The sequence below is a fragment of the Paenibacillus chungangensis genome (genome assembly GCF_042675905.1).
In the GTDB taxonomy this organism is placed as follows: Bacteria; Bacillota; Bacilli; order Paenibacillales; family Paenibacillaceae; genus Pristimantibacillus; species Pristimantibacillus chungangensis.
The window spans coordinates 407,737-427,249 of record NZ_JBHTJZ010000004.1 but is presented as its reverse complement, the minus strand read 5'-3'; the positions used below and the strand labels follow the sequence as shown (position 1 = coordinate 427,249).

The window sequence follows — 19,513 nt, the reverse complement described above, 5'->3', positions numbered from 1 at the left end:
CTTCATAACGTAGTGATGCTCTAACAAAATATTGCTGATGCTCTAACCGCGAATCGGTGATGTCCAAATGGGCAAGTTGATGATGCTTTCAGCGTGAAATATTCACCCATTTCAAATCCAAAACAACCGAAACTTTAATCGTATCTCGGAATTCCTTGTTCTTATAGTCGCTCTCATCCTTCGCAAAGGAGAAATACTTCGCAGAATGCTGAAAACTATAGACTTCTAGGTATCGACTCGACATATCCCCACCACGCACTCCACATGACTCGTCTGTGGAAACATATCCACCGGCTGAACCCATTCCAGGCGATAGCCGTTCTCCAGCAGCACCTTGCAGTCCTTCGCCAAGGTGGAGGGATTGCACGAGACGTAGACCAGCCGACGCGGCTTCGACTCCGCAATCGCCTGAAGCAGCGGCAGCTCGCAACCGGTGCGCGGAGGGTCGACAACAACGACGTTGGGTTGCACGCCTTGCGCTACCCACTCCGGCAGCAGCTTCTCGGCACGTCCCTCGTAGAAGCGAGTATTCTCGATGCCGCTCGTACGGGCATTGTCCCTGGCATCGCTAACCGCTTCGGGAAGTAGCTCGATGCCACGCACCTCTCGCGCATACGGCGCCAGCCATAGGCCGATCGTGCCCGTACCGCAGTAGGCATCAACTACCAGCTCAGAGCCCGTCAGTTCTGCCGCCTCCCGCACCGCATCGTACAGCTTCACCGTCTGTTCAGGATTAAGCTGGAAGAAGGCACGCGGCGACAATGCGAACTGAACGTCGCCAAGCGTCTCCTCCAGGCGCTCCTCCCCCCACAATATAGACGTCCGCTCGCCGAAGATAAGCGGCGACTTGCCCTTGTTGACATTATGAGCAATCGTCACCACATCGGGAAGCTCATCCCGCACTCGCTGCACGAGCCTTCTGGCATCCGGCAGCCGATCTGTCGCCGTGATTAATGTCAACTGCACCTTGTCCGTCTCGGCACCGATCCGGGCCACAATCGTCCGCACCGCCCCTTCTCTCTTCCGCTCATCGTAGATGGGAATATCCAGCTCCGCCAGTATCCGCTTCACGACATCCATCGTACGATTCACGGCAGAGTGCTGAACCGCGCAGCCGCTAATATCCACCAGCTGATGCGAGCCAGCAGCATACAGTCCCGTTATAATCTCTCCCTTATGCTGTCCCGTCTGCAGCTGCGCTTTGTTCCGGTAGCCCCACGGATTGTCCATTCCAATAATCGCTCGCAGCGGCAGTTCCTCCATACCGGTATAGCGCCGGAACGCCTCGCGCACGATCTCTTCCTTCGCCTCCAGCTGCGCTTCGTAAGTCATATGCTGCAGTTGGCAGCCGCCGCACGCGTCATACACTTCGCACATAGGTTCTTGCCGCTGCTTGGAGCGCTTCTCGATCTTCACGACATCTGCGGTCAGATACCCCCGCTCCACTCTCGACACCTTCGCTTTAACCACCTCGCCGGGCAGGGCTCCTTCTACGAACACCGCCTTCCGCTTATAGTAGCCGACGCCTTCCCCGTTAATGCCGATCCGCTTAATGGTCACGACGATGCGGTCGCCCGCTTTCACCTGCTCCGCCGAAGCTGCAACAGTAGCGGCAGTCCCGCCGTTCCCTTCACCAGCAGACTTATTCCCGGCCCTCCATTGTTCCCGTCCTGCGTGCCCATTGCCGCGATGCGGCCGCTTGCCTCCCGCTTCCGTGGGCCGACTTGTCTTCCTCTCACTAACTCCGCTTCCTGTCTGCTTACTCGCCCTTCTCTCACTGCCTCCGCTTCCCGCCGGCTTGTTCGCCCTTCTCTCGTTGCCTCCACGCTTGCCCTGCTTGTTCTCGCCTGTCATTCGTTACGTCTCTCCGTTTCCGCCAATGTTCCTTCCACTATACCACAGCATCGACGTTTTCCCAACGCATGAGAATAAGCGCTTGATTTCTCCAGCCGAACCGCTATAATAAATCGTAATATCTTGGAACGGGACAGTAGGCGGTGCATCCAGTTGCGCAGCGAACCGGGGCGGTGGAAGCCGGTCAGCGATCATCAGCCGAAGAGGACCCGGGAGATGGAAGATGCCTGCATTCGCATCAAGTAGGGAAGTCCGGCGAAGCGCCGTTATTGTACGAGAGATCCGATGCGCGCATCGCACTGAATAACAAGAGTGGCACCGCGGGTCAACCCCCGTCTCTAGCAGAGACGGGGGTTGTATGTATGTCAGAGGAGGAATGGATGATGGATAGGAATCAGATTACCCAGCTTATCTCGCCGCATGTGCCTTTGCCTGAAGAGGTTCGGCATCGGGCATCTGCGGTCGACGATGATCGGCAACGCCGTATCCCGCATTTTGCGCGAGGTGGGGCACGATACGGTCAATGTGAATCATCTGGGAGACTGGGGCACGCAGTTCGGCAAGATGATTGCCGCCTTGTCTGATTCTGAAGCCCGATGGCACCTCTATCTATGCGACTCGCGACCTTGCGACTGCCCTGTACCGGCATCAGGAGGGCCCTCATCACGACGTTGACCCGTTATCCTGAACGGCTGCTTCAAGCCGCGGAACGCTACGAGCCATCCGTGCTGGCCAGATACCTGCTGGATCTCGCACAAGACTTTAACCGCTATTATCATCATGTGAAGGTGCTGTCCGGCCAGCCGTCGGAAGTACGCATGAAGCTGGAGCTGGTAAGTCTGGTGTCGCAAATGCTGCGGAGAGGGCTTCATCTTCTTGGACTGCGAACGCCGGAACAACTCTAGGCGGTTTAACCGATCCGCGGCACACAGCGCCTTCTAAATCTGTACCTGGCGTTGTCCGCCGCACTTCCACGGGCCGCGGTTCAGACCGTATTTCCACCGTTCTGTTCTTATCGCCCTGCCCACTTGCAATTCGCTGATCTGAACATGAAGCTGCTGATCCGTGAAAAAAAACAGGTAAACTATCAATTAGAAATTTATTGGAACAGTTCCTGTGGCACTCTTGCATCCCAAGTTTCCGGTTGGGCTATACCGAAAGCATGAAGAACAACAGCAGCTGTATCCATAATATGTATGGACGATGCAAGTTTCTGTCCCGGACGAATTCCGGGGCCTGCACAACTCCAGAATATAGTCATGTCTAATGGATGATCGCTTCCATGATCTTTAAGATTGACCCCTCCGCCGCCATGATCTGTTAATACGATCACTACACTATCAGATAACCACCCTCTGGCAGTTATGGCTTCCATCAACTGTCCAAAGTAACCATCTGCTCTTTGAATTTCTTGATAATACTGTTCACTTTGAAAACCATAATCATGACCCGCATAATCGACATCCCCTAGATGAATAAAAAGTAGGCGTGGATCTTCATTATGGATATAATGCAATACTTCAGGCATCATTAACTCATCTTTTTTTGATACTTTTGCAACATAGGAAGACTGTTCAATTAATCCACTGTTAATTGGTTCCCAAGAACTAAATGCTGCAAGTTTAGACTGAGGTTCATGTTGTTGAATAACCTTAAAGAAAGAAGGATATGCTGAGTTCTCAGAGAAAGGTTGTTGATTAATATTTTCATAGTAAACCCCATGCTTCTCACAACTGACACCGTGAAAGGCGGCTCCCCAATTCTCGGCACTACCCGAGGGATAGTCTGCTGAGGCATCGAATGTTACCGCGCCTTGTGCAAAAAAACGATCCAAATGAGGAGTATCAACCTTTTGCAAAAAATTTCCAGCACCATCAATTCCTATAATAATAACCCTTTTGATTTCACTCATTATTCATCCACCTTAATCATTATTTCACAGCACCGCCAACAGAAAGCGCCCTCTCAACTCGTTCACTAAATAAAACATACATGATGACGGTAGGTACACTTGCTATAGTAAGAGCTGCTCCCATCGCACCCCAATCGGTATTGAACTGCCCTTGAAAACTCAACAAACCGAGCGGCAGCGTCTTAAGAGACTGTTCAGATATTAAAATTAGCGCCATTGTGAATTCATTCCACGAATGAAGAAAAACAAAAATAGCTACTGTTGCCACTGCCGGCGATACGATTGGCACCATAATACGTAAAAAGATCGTATAAATCCCTGCCCCATCAATAGCCGCCGACTCTTCCAAATCATTAGGAATGCTCCGAAAGAAACCATTAATAACAAAAGAAGAAAATGAGATTTGAAATGCCGTATAAGGTACAATTAAAGAAAGCCACGAGTTACTTAAACCTGCATCTCTTACCAATATTAACAACGGAATCAAAATAATTTGTACAGGAATAAACAAACCAGCTACTACATAAATTTTAGCTGCATTAGATAGTTTCCATTTCATTCGCGCGGTTGCATAAGCAAACATCAAAGATATTATTAAGGTCAATCCTACAACACTTAGCGTTACAATTACACTATTCATGAAATAAGTAAGAATATCATACTCCGTCCATGCTCGAACGTAGTTCTCTATACGAAACTCTTTCGGTATTCCAAATGGATTTGTGACGAAAATTTCCTCATTATTCTTAAACGAATATAGAATCATCCAAATAATTGGATAGATGGATAATAGTGAATATGAAAATAAAAAGATATACAACAATGTAGTAGATACTCTCTTCCTCATACAGACCCCCCCTTAATACGTTATGCGTTCTCTAGCCATAAAACGATTGATTAATACCGTAAAAATCAAGCATTCTATCACTAAAATGGCTGCTGAGGCAGATGCGTATCCATATTCATTCAGACGAAATGCTGCCCGATACATAAAGATGGTTAGTGTAAAGGTTGATGTGCCGGGTCCTCCGCCTGTCATAATAAACATATGTTCAAAAGCTTTTAACCCGCCGGTTACCGCTAAAATAAAACAAAACTTAAATGTTTCCGCCAGCAATGGGATTGTAACTTTCCAATGCGCTTTTACAGTGGAAGCGCCATCAATTGAAGCCGCTTCGAAATAATAATCTGGTATTGATTTGATTGCGGCATAGATTAAAATAAGATGGTATCCCATATTCTGCCATGCGTTAACCGCGGCTACAGCCCATATGGCAGTGTCAGGATTGCCCAGCCAGTCCTGTTCATAATCTAATCCGATAATGGAAAACAACTGATTCAATAATCCGTAGTGCCCATTATATATAGTTAGCCATAATTGACAAACAACAGTGACAGACAGGACAACAGGAATAAAAAATGAATTTCTAAAAAATCTTACTCCTTTTATTCTCTTATTAATTAATATCAAAGCTAAAATAGCGCCCAAACCTATCTGATAAAAAACTAACACCAAGGCAAAAATCAAACCATTAATTAATGAAATATAAAAATCTGAATCTTGAAATAGCCGAATATAGTTGTTTAAAAATATAAATTTGGGAGTATTCAGACCATCCCACGCAAACAATGATTTGTATGCCGTTTGGAGTACCGGGTAAACTACCACAACGCTGTACAATAATAAGACGGGAAGCGTGAAAATGAGAATTGCAATAGGATTTTTACGGTATCTATCCACTTATGCTCTCCTTCCTTAGCCCAACCGCACGGAAAGCCCAATAGGCTTTCCATGCATACCGAGCAATGTTTATCTAGCATTTTCAAGAGATCGGGTAGTATCTTTTATAAAGTTCTCCACAGAATATGAGCCAGTTAATAGCTTTTGAACATTATCCTCCAAAGCTGTTTTTACTTTGGCATTTTTAAGCCCCCAAGGAAAGATGGTCATCGATTTAAAATTTTCTGTGGCATCCACATATTCTTGCTGAATGGCATGCAACCCATTCTCTGATTGAGGAGAATCTTTTAATAGTGGAGGCGCATTACGTTTAACCGTTTTCCCCTCTGCCACTTTAACCGAGAACATAGTAGCATATTTGGCTGCGATGTCTTTATTCTTCGAATATGGGGAAACAGCATAGCCATTCAAGCTTCCGCCACCACTCATGTTCCATTGCACAAGCTCTTCCTCTCCCGGTTCAGCAAATGGGTAGTAGAGTATCCCTGCCTCGTCCCCCATTTTTTGACCAAGATCCTCCATTGCCCATCCACCATTCAATAGCATTGCGGCTTCCCCTTCGGTAAATAAAGCTAAGGCTTCATCATAACCCATATTAAATGCGCCCTTTGCAAGAAGTCCTGCTTCTACAAGCTCAACAATTTTCTCGGCAGCCTGCGTATAAGCTTCATCGGAAATGCTAGCTGCCCCGCTGTCCAGATCCATAATCCCTGTAGGTGTTTTTCGTGTAGCGATCATGTCAAACAACTGCACCCCAGGCCATTTTTCTTTAGCAAATAAGGCTAAAGGAATAATATCCTCTTGATTTAATACTTTTACAACATCCAGTAATTCAGAGTAATTTTTAGGAGGATCGATTCCTAACCGTTCGAATACTTCTTTGTTATAGTAAATTAATGATGCCCAGTTTCCACCCATATGAACCGCATATATTTTCCCATCTATGCTATCTCTTAATAGCGGTCTGACCGAATCAAGGTACATGTCTTCAATTCCCCACTCATCAACATACTTATCCAATTCCAGCAAGTTATTTGATGATTTGAAGGTTTTAATGACATCATAGTCAGCGGCAAAGATATCGGGCAGATTTCCTGCTGCAGCAAGTGTCTTTATTTTTTGATTATCGTCGCGTGCAGCGATGTCAATTTCCACTTCTACATCAGGCATTAACTTTTTCATTTCTGCAATTGCGTAGTCAACAGGTTGTTTTTCGGAATCATCTGAATAATTTGTATATACTTTTAATTTGACAATTTCTTGCTCACCTGATGGACTGTTATTTGCTTTATTCTGCTTGTTATTCCCTTCGGTATTGCTGCAACCCACAACTGCCAACAACGTTAGTAATCCAACAATCATTTTCCATTGATTGATTTTCCATTGATTGATTTTCAAATTCATCATCTCCCCACTTTTCATGATTGTAAGCTCAATTTCTATCTTAGATAATCTCTAATCTAATGAAAATGTAATATCCGATATCAAATGGTAATTTTCAATCAATCTGAACTAGCATTGAATTTCACTTGGTTTTACGCCAAAATATTTTTTGAACACTTTGCTGAAATAGCTGGAATCGGAAAATCCTGTCATTTCTGAAATAGCGCTTATTTTGTACTGTTTTTTTTCAAGAAGCGACTTTGCTTGATTCATCCTTACTTGCAAAAGATACTTAGAAATCGAAATGCTCATTTGCTTTTTAAAAGTGGCTCTCAAATAGCTTTCATGAACATAGAAAACTTTTGCCAGTTTTTCTATCGACAGAAGCTCATCGCTATAATATTGATCTATATACAATCTAACAGAATTGGCTATTTGTGCTGTTCGAGTTTCACGTAATGAACCATCAATGTCTTTTATCTGTTTCACTAGTTGTTGCATCCATTCCAATAACTCGGATATTGATTTCCTTTTATTTATTTCATGAACTGGTGTTTTTTTACCAGAGAAAAAGTTTTGCAGTGGTAATCCTTGCTCTTTCACAAACGATAACAGCAATGAGGTTAATCCCATGAATATCAAATGGACATATTCCATCGATACTTTCTGTTTTTTTACTTCCTCCCCCAAACTTGTAAGCAATAGCAGCACTTTCTCCCAATCTCTTGAACGCAAGTGCACCAGCATGGATTCGTTCAACTCCGCAGAGTAAAAACCAATGTTATTCTGTTCTTCCTTTAATTCATTAAACATAATGACTTTTCCAAATTGACCCGAATACTGATTTCGTAATGCAATAACAGCTTCTTTATAAGATTGATGTATATTTTCAATACCTTTATAGATATTTCCCACACCAACATATACAGTTTGATTCAGCTGATTATAAACATAGTTGCAATAAGTTTTAATAACGTGTTGAATGTCTATCTGATTACGCAACTCTAGAATAACTATAATATTATGATCTCGTCCTTTGAACACAATAGACGTTCCGTATTGCTGCATCATGTCATTCCAAACATTGATTAATGCGAATTGACATAAATCTAAATTGTCTATGGATTCCCACCTTTCGTCCAATTGGCCCGCTTCTATTGTTACTACTTGAATATGATCAGCCGAAAATGTGACATCGATTTCTTCCAATCTGCGTCTCATATATTGTGTATCTAGTGGTTTTTCTTCATTGATCCAGTCATTCAATAATAGCTGCTTTAATTGATTACGCTGGAATTGTTCCTGTTTGGCTTTTCTATCTCTATCGTCGAATTCTTCTTTTATTTTTGTCATCGTTTGAACCAATTCATCTCTATTAAACGGCTTCAGAATAAAGTCCTTCACACCAAGCTTGATTGCCTCTAATGCATATTGAAACTCATGATGCCCACTGATCAAGACAACTTCTGTCTGCATTAAGGAGTCGTTTATTTGTTTAGTTAATTCAATTCCATCCATGAAAGGCATATTAATGTCAAGTAATGCAATATCCACCTTAGATTTTTGTAAGTACAACCAAGCCTCTCTTCCATTTTTAGATACATTGACAATGTCAAAACCATAATCTATCCAGTTTATAACCTGGTTTAAATAGTCTCTGAACAACGGTTCATCGTCTACAATCATGACTCGCAGCATCAGATTCATCCTTTCCCGGAATTTTAATAATTGCCTTTGTACCTACCTCTTCCTCAGATTCAATGTAAAGTCCCGCCTTGGGACCAAAATAGAAATTCAATCGATGTTTAATACTCGAAAGTCCAAATGCGCTTTCTTTATTCTCAGTGATTTGATTTAACCACTCCACTTTGGATTTGCTCATGCCTACGCCTGTATCCAACACTTCGAGATATATGGTCCCCTTCTCCAAATACCCGCTTATTTTCAATTCTCCTCCATCTTCTTTTGCTCTAAGCCCATGATAAATGGCATTTTCAACCAATGGTTGAAGAGTAAGCTTCATAATGCTGTATTTATTTATTTGTGGATCCAAGTTGATTTGATATTTAAATACATCCCTGTAACGGATTTGCTGAATGAACAAGTAGGCTTGTACCATATTCACTTCTTCTTCAAGTGTAATAATATCCTTGCCACTACTTAATGAATAACGATAAAAGTCTGCTAGCGCTTTGGCTGCATCTTTAGCTAAATCCGATTTTCCTAAATCGCTCAACACATATACAACATCCAAAGTATTGTACAAGAAATGAGGTTTTATTTGAGATTGAATTAAGGCCATTTCGTACTCTTGTTTGCTACGTTGTTCTCGTTTTATCCTGACAATAAGTAAATCAAGTTTTTTAATCATCTTGTTATAACCTGCAGTAAGCTGTCCAATCTCATCGATACTATATGTAGACGGAGCTAGCTCATAACTTTCTTCATGGATTCTTCCCATCACGCGAGTTAGTCGAACAATTGGTCTTGCAATTACCCTCGATAACTTGTACCCCCCCCAGAATACTGTTACTATACATATAGCGATAATGAGAAGGATCGAAGCTGACATTTTTTGTTTATTCATATGAAGATCATCTAAAGAAATAACCACTATTAGCGACCAGTCGTTTTTCTTAAATTCAGCTTTCACTACCAAAACTTCTTCATTTACCCACTTATCACTTTTGTCAATTTGCTTGCCGGTTTTTAACCAATCCGTTAACTGAGTACTGGGAATTTTTCTAAGTAGTTGCTGATCATCAGTACTTGAGATAATTTGACCTTCATGACTGATCACAAAATATTGACGGTATTCTGGCGAATCTAAAAACTGAGCAGAGAGATCACTTTCACTCAAATGAATAACTAGTTGGCCCAACACCTCTCCAGTCATAATATGAATAACTTCTTTCCCAAGACTCATAATCTTCTCATCGGTATCGTTCCATTGTGTCATCAGGAACCATACATCCCTGCCTCCGCTTCCCGATACTTCCTCTAGCATTGAGAGTAGAAACGGCCCCTCGACTGGCTCCTGGGGATCAGGCATAGTACTGTATGTTACTCCCGAACGATGTACGAACTGCAGTGAATGTATATTGCTAAATATCAACTTGGCGTTGTTCAGTTCATTAATAATTTTGTAACGTCGTTCATATTCAGCTACCTTATCCCTATCAAATTCAGAAAACATACGATTTAAATTTATCGTTACCATATCCGCCGCATGCGCAGTTTGAATCACTAGTTCATCAATTCGATCGGTAATTAGTATGGCATTGCTCTGAGTTACCTCATAATTCTTGTTAATTAACGCCGTGGTCAATATGTGATTAGTTACAATCCCTACTGTTACTAATGGAATAATGACCAGAGGTAAAAAAATAACTAAGATTTTATCCTGAATTTTTCGATTTCTGTACCATTTAGAAATAGCACTCTTCATAAAAACCTCCTCTGAGGTAAGCGTTTTCCCACTCCGGCTTAATTATAAATTATCTCTATCCGCATCACAAGAAGTTTACAAAATCTATATCCCTACAGGTAACAGAACAAAAAGCCCCCTGATTCACTCGAGCGTGAACAGAAGGCTTATATTCCATCACTATTGCGTAGCAAAGATGCTACTTCTTTTTGTAATACATAACTCCATCATTTCGATACCAGTCATATTGCACGGTTTCCCCCATCAGCTTCCACTTGTTTGGTACAGTGGTATGGAGCCAATCAAGTGGTTCTCCAACAGGTTGCTTGCTAGCGGCATGATGGAACGCTTGCTGCAATGCTTCTCTCTGCTCTGCACCTGCGGCTTTATGATCAACGGACACTAACAACGGTGTGCCGCTTCGAGAGAGGAGATCAAGCCACTGCTTATTATAGTGCCAAAGGACCTGATCAGTTAATCCTACACAATCGGCATCTATATCAAAAAATGTACCATGCTTCGGCATTGTAAAAGCCAACGTATTAACGCCCATTAATCTAGTTCTTTCCCAGTACTTCCCGCTCGTATCCTCGCCCGTACGCTGTAGCTCGAAAATGCCAGCGGACAAATGTCCTATTGTATTGCAACCTAGTACAGTAGCATCTCCTGCTGCTTGAGCGATTGCGCGATACATATCCAATATGATCTCGGCTGTGGTCCGCGACGTATCATGAAACTCCCAATCCGAAGATGTAATCTCCCATCCCATTGCCCAGCCGTAGCGACCAAGCAGATCGTATGTAGAGAAATCATGTTTCAACAACTGATAACCCCAAGCTGTCAAACGCTTAATATCTGACCTGATTTTCTCCAAAACTTCAGGTACACTGGGATCCAATATTTTTTCTCCACTTGCCCCGCGTCGTAAAATCCAATTTTCAGGTGTTTTTTCTATAGTCAGCAGAGGACGAAACCAAATACCCGGACGCGTACCTGCTTGCTTCATTTCACTCGCCAGTTTTTCCATATTTGGAAACTTTGAGTTAGATACTGACCAAGGCCCGCCATTATAAGCTGGTTCATCATGACACAATTGCCAACCATCATCAATAATCATAAATGGTCGGTTTGACTCGTTTTTCGCCAATTCAGCCATCAACTCGGCATCCTTTAATATCTCACTATGCGAGCTCTCGCCGTATGCGTAATACCAATTATTCCCTCCGTATACGGGAAATGAGGGGCGCTTGGGTGATGGACATAGTCGCTGACAAAAAGCTCTTGCGAATAAAAATAATTGACTTTCTTCTGTTACTGCTTCTTGCGTAACAACCGTCGCCATCTGCAAGGTGCGTGTACCCAACTGAACGCCTCTGCCTCCACTACGAACATCAATCCATAATGTTATGCCATTCGAGTCGACTTGCCAGAAGCAGAAAGCATTGGCTCCTGTTTGAACCCCGCATCCATATGACGTTTTACCATCATAAGCCAAAAAATACCACGGAAGAACGCGTTCGGCAATTAATCCACGCCACTCCAGATCACCATAACCTCTTTCCCAATGATCATTTACGATTCTCAATTTATCAGAAACAGCTATCTGCCAACGAAATTTCACTCTCTCTACCGCTTCGCTGGGTGAATGCAACAATAATAGCAATTGATCACTTTGCTGAAGCGAAACCTTAGTATTGCCGGTTTCCCAAACCTGTCCCTGTTCTGAACCAGATAACTCCAGCCATGCACCATTAGACTGAATTTGTACACGATTCGGCATGCTATTTATAAACACGTTTGACTTCTCCACCTTTTCATTATTTTGAACCTGTAAAGGCAATTCCTTTTATAAACTGCTTCTGGAACATGAAAAACAAGATGATCATAGGAACCATAGCGATTACAGAACCAGCCATTAAAACTGGATAATCGGTTAAGTATTGTCCACGCAATGAAGCCAAACCTGAAGCTAAAGTCATTTTATCCATCGACATATTGACAATCAATGGCCAGAGCAAGTCTTTCCAGGCGAACAGAGCAGTAAAAATACCTAGTGCCGCCAAGTTTGCCTTTACTAATGGCAGCATAATCCGCCAATAGATTTGGAATGGGTTGCACCCGTCCAACACTGCTGCTTCTTCCAATTCCTTAGGAATTGCCAAAAATGACTGATGTAACAAAAAGGTGCCGAATGCGCTGACCAACCCGGGAAATATTAATGCTTTTATTGAATTCAGCCAGCCAAGCTCCAACACCATCAAGTATTGAGGAATTAAATATACATGCGGTGGGACCATCATCTGAATTAACACCAGTGAAAATAAAAAAGTTCGCAGCGGAAATTTCATACGGGCAAAAGCATAGCCTGCCATTGAACTGAACACAATGGCCAGAACAACACGAGCGGCCATCATAAGAAAGGTATTGAAGTATAGTCTGACAAACGGCAAAGTATCTAACGCAACTTGATAATTTTCCGGTTTCCAGTTTTCCGGCAGAATCGTCAAAGGAACTCGCGTAGCCTCACCATATGATTTTAACGATGTAACGATCATCCAGACGAACGGCAACAGCATCGTAATTGCTCCTGCAATTAAAAATAAATACCCTAATACGATGTACCCTCTCAACTTATTGCGATCTTTTCGCATGAACACGGCATTATTCATAGTGCACCCACCTTTTTTGCAGCTTGAATTGAAGCCATGTCAACAGCATGATAATAGTGAACGTTAAGAACACAATAGCCGAAGCGTAGCCTTTCTCATTTGTAACAAACGCATGATGATAAAATAAATATAAAAGCGTTTGCACTTCATCAATTGCCGGATTCATTTCATCAATCATCATATAAATAAAATCAAATTGTTTGATCGCCGTCATCACTCCTGTCGTTACCACAAAAAATAAAGTCGGTGAGACAAGAGGAATCGTAATCGAGAAAAATTGTCGGACTGGGCCAGCTCCGTCCAGCGAAGCCGCTTCGTAATAAAAATCCGGCACATTTTGCAACCCTGCTAAAATTAAGATCATATTGTATCCGACTAGACTCCATATTGCTACGATTGAAATAGATACAATAGCTAGTGATGGATTAGTCAACCATTGAATATTAGAGATGCCGAACATCCCCATAAAATGATTGATAATACCGTAATCTGAATTAAACATCCAGCGCCAAATCATCGCTACTGCGGCCGGTGCCACAACCAATGGCATAAAATAAATAATACGAAACAGCAAACGTCCTTTTAGATTTGAATTAAGCAGCACAGCTAATACCAGTGAGATAAACACCCCGACGGGGACTGTAATAATTGTAAAGGCAAATGTATTAAATGTTGCCTTCCATACTTTGATATCTTGCATCATTCGGATAAAGTTCGAAAACCCCGTCCAACTGTAATTACCAAATCCTTGTGATTGTGTGAAACTTAGAAACATACTGTGAAAAAAAGGGATGATATTCAAAATGACCAAACCGATCATTGTAGGAGCTATCAGTAGATAAGCCCAAGCCGTATATGAAAATCGTCGCTGCATTGTACCCTCCTTCTGTGAAGTGAAAAGAGGACAAGGCATTTCAAGCCTTGCCCTCGGCGATGGTTATTCTGTTGCCAAATGATTGTCCACCTGATCTGCAATCAGCTTCATGCCGTCTTCAACAGTTACTTCACCTGAGTAAATTTTACGCATGACATCTCGTTCAATTTGCTCCCATTTCAACTTTGTTTTAGAAGAAGGTAACGGAACTCCATAAGCAATCATATCCACTATAGCTTTCGTGTTATAATCCGAATAATAATCGATCCACCCTTGTTGTGTATCATGAAATGCCGAGATGGCGATACCGGTTTTAGAAAGCATATCTTGAGCTTCTTTAGAAGCTAAAAACTCGATCAGCTTTTTCGCTTCTTCAGGATGCTCGGTAGTTGATGAGATAGAATGGCCAAGCCCGTTGTATATCGTCGCTCGTTCCTGCCATTCCGGCAGTACAGTCATATTAAAATGGTCTTTAATATCTTCATTTTTTATTAATGCACTCATTTTCCACGAACCTAAAAACAGCATAGCAAGTTTATCAGCTGCAAATAACGCCATTGCATCGGTATCTGAAAATTGTTCTACTGTAGGTGAAACTTGGTGTTTATCGATTAAATCCTTATAAAATTGGACCGCGGCAATCGCCTCTGGTTGATTATACCCAGAATGAGTCTTATCATCAGCAATCACGTACCCGCCGTTTTGATAAATCAGATTATAATAACCTTGATGGTTAGTATTCGGAGCGCCAAAACCATATATACCTTTCTCCTGATCCGTCATCTGTTTTGCAACCATTAACAACTTGTCATAGTCCCATGTGTCATCTGGATAAGGAATACCTTTATCATCAAAAAGTTTCGTATTGTAAAATAAAGCAACGGTATCAAAATCTTTAGGTACTGCATATTGAACACCGTCATATTGATAGAGTTCTGACAAACTGGAAGGATAATCATCCGTATTCATTAAATTTCCAACATCCAACAATATCCCATTACTGGCATACTTCACAAATTGATTAGCATGCATCCAAAATACATCTGGCGCTACCCCTCCGGTAGCTGCGGCCTCAAGCTTAGTCCAATACTCATCCCAAGGCGTATTTTCCATTTTCACCTTAATGCCAGGATTATCTGCTTCAAACTGATCCAACACTTGACGTATGCCCGGTTCCTGATCGGGACTCCACAACGCATAGGTAATTGTTACATTGCCCTTTCGTTTTTTAGTGTTATCATTTGCACTTGTTTCAACTTCATTTTTTCCACATCCTGCAAGAACATTTAGAAGTAGTGCTAAACTAACCAATAAAGGTACAGATTTCCGCATATCGTCATTCCTCCTGTTATTTTCAACTCATTCTCATGGACGTGTATTCAGTGTAGCCTATAGTTGAAAGCAGGATAATGGACATATATTAAAGATGTTTTGGATTTTTTTTAGAATGGCGATATTGCAATGGTGTCATACCTGTCTGTTGTTTGAAGACTCGATAAAAATATTGTACATCAGCATAACCTACGGCTTGAGCTATATCATCAACAATACTATCCGATTCCAATAGAAGTTGTTTAGCTGCTGCTATTCTCAAATCAGTCACATACTTTTTGAAAGATTGACCGCATACTTTTTTAAACATAGTGGAAAAATAACTTGGCACCATTGCAAATTGCATGGCAAGCTCATTCAAACTCAATTCTTGCTCATAATGATTGTCAATATATTGTTTAACGCGCAAAACCGTATGAATAGCATCTGGTTTCTGATTGTAGTCATCACAAAATAAATTAGAAATAAACGAGTATATATATTTTTTCATATCTTGCAAAGTAGTAAAACGATTAAGAGTCGATTCATTGATAAACACCGTCTCCCATTCTGTATCTTGTTCCACATTCAACCTGTGGGCAAGAAGTATAATTAAATTCCAAATCTCCAGCCATAGAGCATAAATATAGTTAACACTACTATGCGTGTAAGTTTCATTGGCGAATAATTCATCTAAAATCAAGCCGACTGCATGTAAGTCTTGACGTTCCATGTATTTTTGAAGAAGTTGTAATTGAGCGCGTGGAAGCTTCCAATTTTTCTGTTGCAATACATAGTGAAGAACTCGATTTGACCCCTGGATAAACCTTTGATGATAAGCATCATGCGCTTCGCGGTACAAATTTGTATGTAAGCCCATATGTACGCGACTCACACCTATTGTGACACTTAAATTCAAGTATTCACTTAGATTAACGTGCCACTGCATTAAAATAGCAGCATATTGTTTTCGCAATTGCTGCTCGTCTTCATTTGAAAGCAAAACGAATTGTTGATTCCGATCAGTGAAATGGTTACACAATACGGCTTTCAAGGGAGTTTTGTCCGAATACTCTTGTAATAAATTATTTAAACTGAACTTGATTAAATCCAAATCACTATATTGAAAAGTCGATTGATAGAAACTGGCTCCATCGATATGGACAATTGCTAATACATAGGAATGGTCAGGAGGTAAGAAAGAGGCAATTTCATCTACTGCTCCTTCTTGTCCTGTCTTGAAAAACAGATGCAGTTTCTGCTCCAGGCTTGAATCATCCATTTTTTTACTTAAACGTTCGTATTCTGTTTGAAGTTGATCCTTGTTACGAATCTCTTCAATTTCAGTTAGCACCTTATCCATCGTTTCCTTGAATGCCTGATCTTGAATCGGTTTTAATAAATATCCACTTACCCCCATATTCAATGCCTGTTCGGCATAATGAAACTCAGCATAACCGCTTATAATGATAAAGTGAACGGAAGGTTGCATTTTCTTCACTCTTCTGATCAATTCAATACCGTCCACATAAGGCATTCGCACATCAGTAATAATTAAATCCGCTTTCTCTTCTTCTAACCAGGACAAGGCCTCCTCTCCATTTCGAAATTCATATACATTTTCGTAATGGTAGAATTTGTGCTTCAGCATAAAAGCAATACCATCTCTGATTAGCTTTTCATCATCAACGACCAGAATCTTCATCTTTTTCGCCCCCTCCGCGATTATAAAAAGGTAAACGAATCATCACACATGTGCCCTTATGCAGAGAACTGCTTATTTTCAAACCGTAAGATGCTCCGCATGTCAATATGATCCGCTGATGAACATTGCTGAGTCCAATGCCGCTTTTTTCATCTCGATCTATACTGTCAACTTCTAGTCCGTGCTCCAACTGATCAGTCATTTCCCTTAGCTTTTCTTCTTGAATACCCGATCCGTTATCCTGTACTTCCAAAATTAACAGCCCGGATTCTTGATATGCGCGCACATACAGCCTTCCTTTTTCCCTTAAATGTTCAAAACCATGAACAATTGCATTCTCTACGATAGGTTGCAAAATGAACTTAACGATTTTCTGATTGGTTACACATTTGTTAATGTCATAATGCACTTCAAAAGAATCGCCAAAACGAACCTTCTGTAAATAAATGTAGTTCTCAATATGCTGCAATTCATCTTTCAAACGAACAAGTTGATTTTGCTTTTTATGAATACTGTAACGGAACATGTTCCCTAAGCGTTGGCTAATTTCTCTGATATCATCTCGTCCATTAACAAGTGCGATAGAATTAATAGATTCCAGTGTATTATATAAAAAATGCGGGTTAATTTGAAATTGCAGAGCGTTCAACTCCGCTTCACGTTGCTTTAGTTCCTGGATATAATTTTTGCGAATTAATTCATGTAGTCGCTGCACCATCCTGTCAAAATGACGATCTAATACACTAATCTCATCGTTCCCTTTCACTCGTTCCTGTATTCGCCAATCCCCCGTTTCAATACGAAGCATTTTGCGAATCAATTGATAGATACGCTGGGAAAAATGCTTGGAAAACAAGAAAGCAATGGTAATGGATAAAACGATACAAAGGAGAGCGATGATCATAGTAGCCCGATGAACACGTGTCAAATCCTGCATCAAAGAAGATACCGGCACTGAACTAACCAAGTACCAGCCATTGTTTACCTCACTGTAAGAAACTAAATCTGAACCGGAAGTAAATGCTGAGCTTCCTCCATTCTGAATCTCAACCCAATAATCCGTATTCACCCTTTCTCCCAACTTCGTTTGTTCGGAATGATTAAACACCTTTCCATCTCGATCTAGTGTCATCGTTTCGTAAATCGATTGGAAATCAGTCTCTATATCAAACTCGAAAAGCTTGTCCGGATCAATAGCAAAAATGATAATGCCTAGAGGCTTGGATTGCTTCCAGTTGAACAAATATTTCATTAGAAAAATACGATTATAATCCTCTTGCAGGCCCGTTACCCAAAATGGGCGACCATTTCCTTGCACGATTTCATTGAACAATTCACTACTTTTTAATGCCTCTTGATTATCAAGAAAATATCTGCTGTATTGGGGTAACTTATCACTATATGAGCCGGCAATTTTCTCGCCATAAACTTTTACTTCATTATTAAAATCAAACCAAATAGCCGACTTCACTGATAAATGCTGGTATACAATAAGTTCCATCGATTCTTTTATTCTCAAACCACGATTAATTTCTTCTATTAAACTGGCATTTGTTGTTTGTGAGAGTAGATCCAGCATCTCGCTATTGTGCATAACGATATTAATAGCCTTCTCCAATTCGGAAATCCTTCCGCTTAATATAATGGCTTGTTGACTGACCAAACGCTGGGCGAAGTCTCCAACTTGTTGTTTTACAGTCTGTCGCGTCTCATAAGAGTAAAAAATGCCAACAGTAAGTACAGGCAAAGCACTTAACAGGATGAATATAATGAGCAACTTACTGCGGATTCCCATAATGCAACTCCCTTCAAATAACTAAATGCCAGTTTCTTCGATTAACTTGTACTGCTGTTATTCAACAATAAGGAAAGTTCATACACCTTATTCGTCGTAATGGAATGTGCGCCCATATCAACGAGAGACTTCATCACAAATATATCATCCACCGTCCATACCGACACGGGCAGATACAGTTGCGATGCTCTGTCTATTAATTGTGAACGCACATACTTATAGTTGATATTGATGCCGCAGCAGCCGGTGTCCACTGCAATCCGACAAGCATGATTCACCGCTTCGTTATAGTCCCGCCCGTCAAACCATTCAACATCCGTGTTCAACAGCACCTGTACCTTCGAATAGCGCCGCTTAAGCTCGCTCGCCTCGCGCTGATGACAGCCGGTTACGATGACCCGATCGAGCATATCCAAGCTTTGTACGCATTCTATCATAGAATCAGCAGCATCAATTGTTTTCAGATCCAGATTCGCAATCTTATTATGCCGTTTCACAAGCTCAAGCACTTCATCCAGTCGGGTCAAGCCGCTATTCACATAGTCCATGTCCATAATCGGCAGCAGCCGATCACCTACTGGAACATGCACATCGTGAGCTAATACAGAAATTCCGTCCCTTGTCGCGCGAACATCTACTTCTACCACATCAGCACCGTGTCTGATACCTTCTACTACAGATTCCAAAGTGTTGGCTTCCGTATTCATGCACCCGGTGTGAGCCGTAATCAAAGGAATTGACATGTTAGTACTCCCTTCCGCTTAAACCTTATAACTTCTCAAATAGACTAAGAAGCCTTGGATCGCGTATCATCTGCCACCGGGAAAGGAAACGTCAATCTT

General features: G+C 41.7%; 15 protein-coding genes and 1 pseudogene. 2 read left to right on the top strand and 14 right to left on the bottom strand.

The genetic code is table 11. From position 1 onward, the window contains the following. Positions 1 to 225 precede the first annotated feature (225 nt). Entirely contained in the window at positions 226 to 1,854 is a 1,629-nt protein-coding gene (gene rlmD / locus ACFQ2I_RS02550; protein ID WP_377561929.1) for a 23S rRNA (uracil(1939)-C(5))-methyltransferase RlmD, read from the bottom strand. A gap of 435 nt (positions 1,855 to 2,289) precedes the next feature. Here rlmD and argS point away from each other — a divergent pair. Further along, positions 2,290 to 2,430 (top strand): annotated as a pseudogene (gene argS / locus ACFQ2I_RS02545) (arginine--tRNA ligase domain-containing protein); the annotation flags it as partial. Positions 2,431 to 2,525: 95 nt separating this feature from the next. Continuing rightward, positions 2,526 to 2,759, top strand: coding sequence for a DALR anticodon-binding domain-containing protein (locus ACFQ2I_RS02540; protein WP_377561927.1), 234 nt, complete (start codon positions 2,526 to 2,528; stop codon positions 2,757 to 2,759). Positions 2,760 to 2,953: 194 nt separating this feature from the next. Here the strand turns inward: ACFQ2I_RS02540 and ACFQ2I_RS02535 are convergent, their stop codons facing one another. The 13 genes from ACFQ2I_RS02535 to ACFQ2I_RS02475 form a co-directional block, all read right to left on the bottom strand. Then, on the bottom strand, positions 2,954 to 3,766 hold the full coding sequence (locus tag ACFQ2I_RS02535; protein WP_377561925.1) for an alkaline phosphatase family protein: 813 nt from the start codon (positions 3,764 to 3,766) through the stop codon (positions 2,954 to 2,956). A 19-nt stretch (positions 3,767 to 3,785) separates the two neighbouring features. After that, positions 3,786 to 4,613 (bottom strand): carbohydrate ABC transporter permease, encoded by an 828-nt coding sequence (locus ACFQ2I_RS02530; RefSeq protein ID WP_377561923.1) that lies wholly within the window; start codon positions 4,611 to 4,613, stop codon positions 3,786 to 3,788. Between the two features lie 12 nt (positions 4,614 to 4,625). Beyond that, a complete protein-coding gene (locus tag ACFQ2I_RS02525; protein WP_377561921.1) occupies positions 4,626 to 5,507 on the bottom strand; it encodes a carbohydrate ABC transporter permease in 882 nt (293 codons plus the stop codon). A gap of 69 nt (positions 5,508 to 5,576) precedes the next feature. Beyond that, positions 5,577 to 6,905, bottom strand: a complete 1,329-nt coding sequence (locus ACFQ2I_RS02520; RefSeq protein WP_377561919.1) for an ABC transporter substrate-binding protein — start codon at positions 6,903 to 6,905, stop codon at positions 5,577 to 5,579. A gap of 114 nt (positions 6,906 to 7,019) precedes the next feature. Then, complete coding sequence (locus tag ACFQ2I_RS02515; protein WP_377561917.1) at positions 7,020 to 8,588, bottom strand: response regulator; 1,569 nt, start codon at positions 8,586 to 8,588, stop codon at positions 7,020 to 7,022. Further along, complete coding sequence (locus ACFQ2I_RS02510; protein WP_377561915.1) at positions 8,560 to 10,338, bottom strand: sensor histidine kinase; 1,779 nt, start codon at positions 10,336 to 10,338, stop codon at positions 8,560 to 8,562. Before ACFQ2I_RS02510 ends, ACFQ2I_RS02515 begins: the two co-directional genes overlap by 29 nt. A gap of 178 nt (positions 10,339 to 10,516) precedes the next feature. After that, on the bottom strand, positions 10,517 to 12,112 hold the full coding sequence (locus ACFQ2I_RS02505) for a hypothetical protein (RefSeq protein ID WP_377561914.1): 1,596 nt from the start codon (positions 12,110 to 12,112) through the stop codon (positions 10,517 to 10,519). Positions 12,113 to 12,134: 22 nt separating this feature from the next. Further along, the gene (locus ACFQ2I_RS02500) at positions 12,135 to 12,968 is read right to left on the bottom strand and encodes a carbohydrate ABC transporter permease (protein ID WP_377561960.1); all 834 of its coding nucleotides are present in this window, start codon (positions 12,966 to 12,968) and stop codon (positions 12,135 to 12,137) included. Positions 12,969 to 12,978: 10 nt separating this feature from the next. Continuing rightward, on the bottom strand, positions 12,979 to 13,860 hold the full coding sequence (locus ACFQ2I_RS02495; RefSeq protein WP_377561912.1) for a carbohydrate ABC transporter permease: 882 nt from the start codon (positions 13,858 to 13,860) through the stop codon (positions 12,979 to 12,981). A 63-nt stretch (positions 13,861 to 13,923) separates the two neighbouring features. Continuing rightward, a complete protein-coding gene (locus ACFQ2I_RS02490) occupies positions 13,924 to 15,192 on the bottom strand; it encodes an ABC transporter substrate-binding protein (protein ID WP_377561910.1) in 1,269 nt (422 codons plus the stop codon). 88 nt (positions 15,193 to 15,280) lie between these two features. After that, positions 15,281 to 16,876, bottom strand: coding sequence for a response regulator transcription factor (locus ACFQ2I_RS02485; RefSeq protein WP_377561908.1), 1,596 nt, complete (start codon positions 16,874 to 16,876; stop codon positions 15,281 to 15,283). Continuing rightward, on the bottom strand, positions 16,857 to 18,671 hold the full coding sequence (locus ACFQ2I_RS02480; protein WP_377561906.1) for a sensor histidine kinase: 1,815 nt from the start codon (positions 18,669 to 18,671) through the stop codon (positions 16,857 to 16,859). Before ACFQ2I_RS02480 ends, ACFQ2I_RS02485 begins: the two co-directional genes overlap by 20 nt. A gap of 41 nt (positions 18,672 to 18,712) precedes the next feature. Further along, entirely contained in the window at positions 18,713 to 19,414 is a 702-nt protein-coding gene (locus ACFQ2I_RS02475) for a glycerophosphodiester phosphodiesterase (protein ID WP_377561905.1), read from the bottom strand. Positions 19,415 to 19,513: the final 99 nt, after the last annotated feature.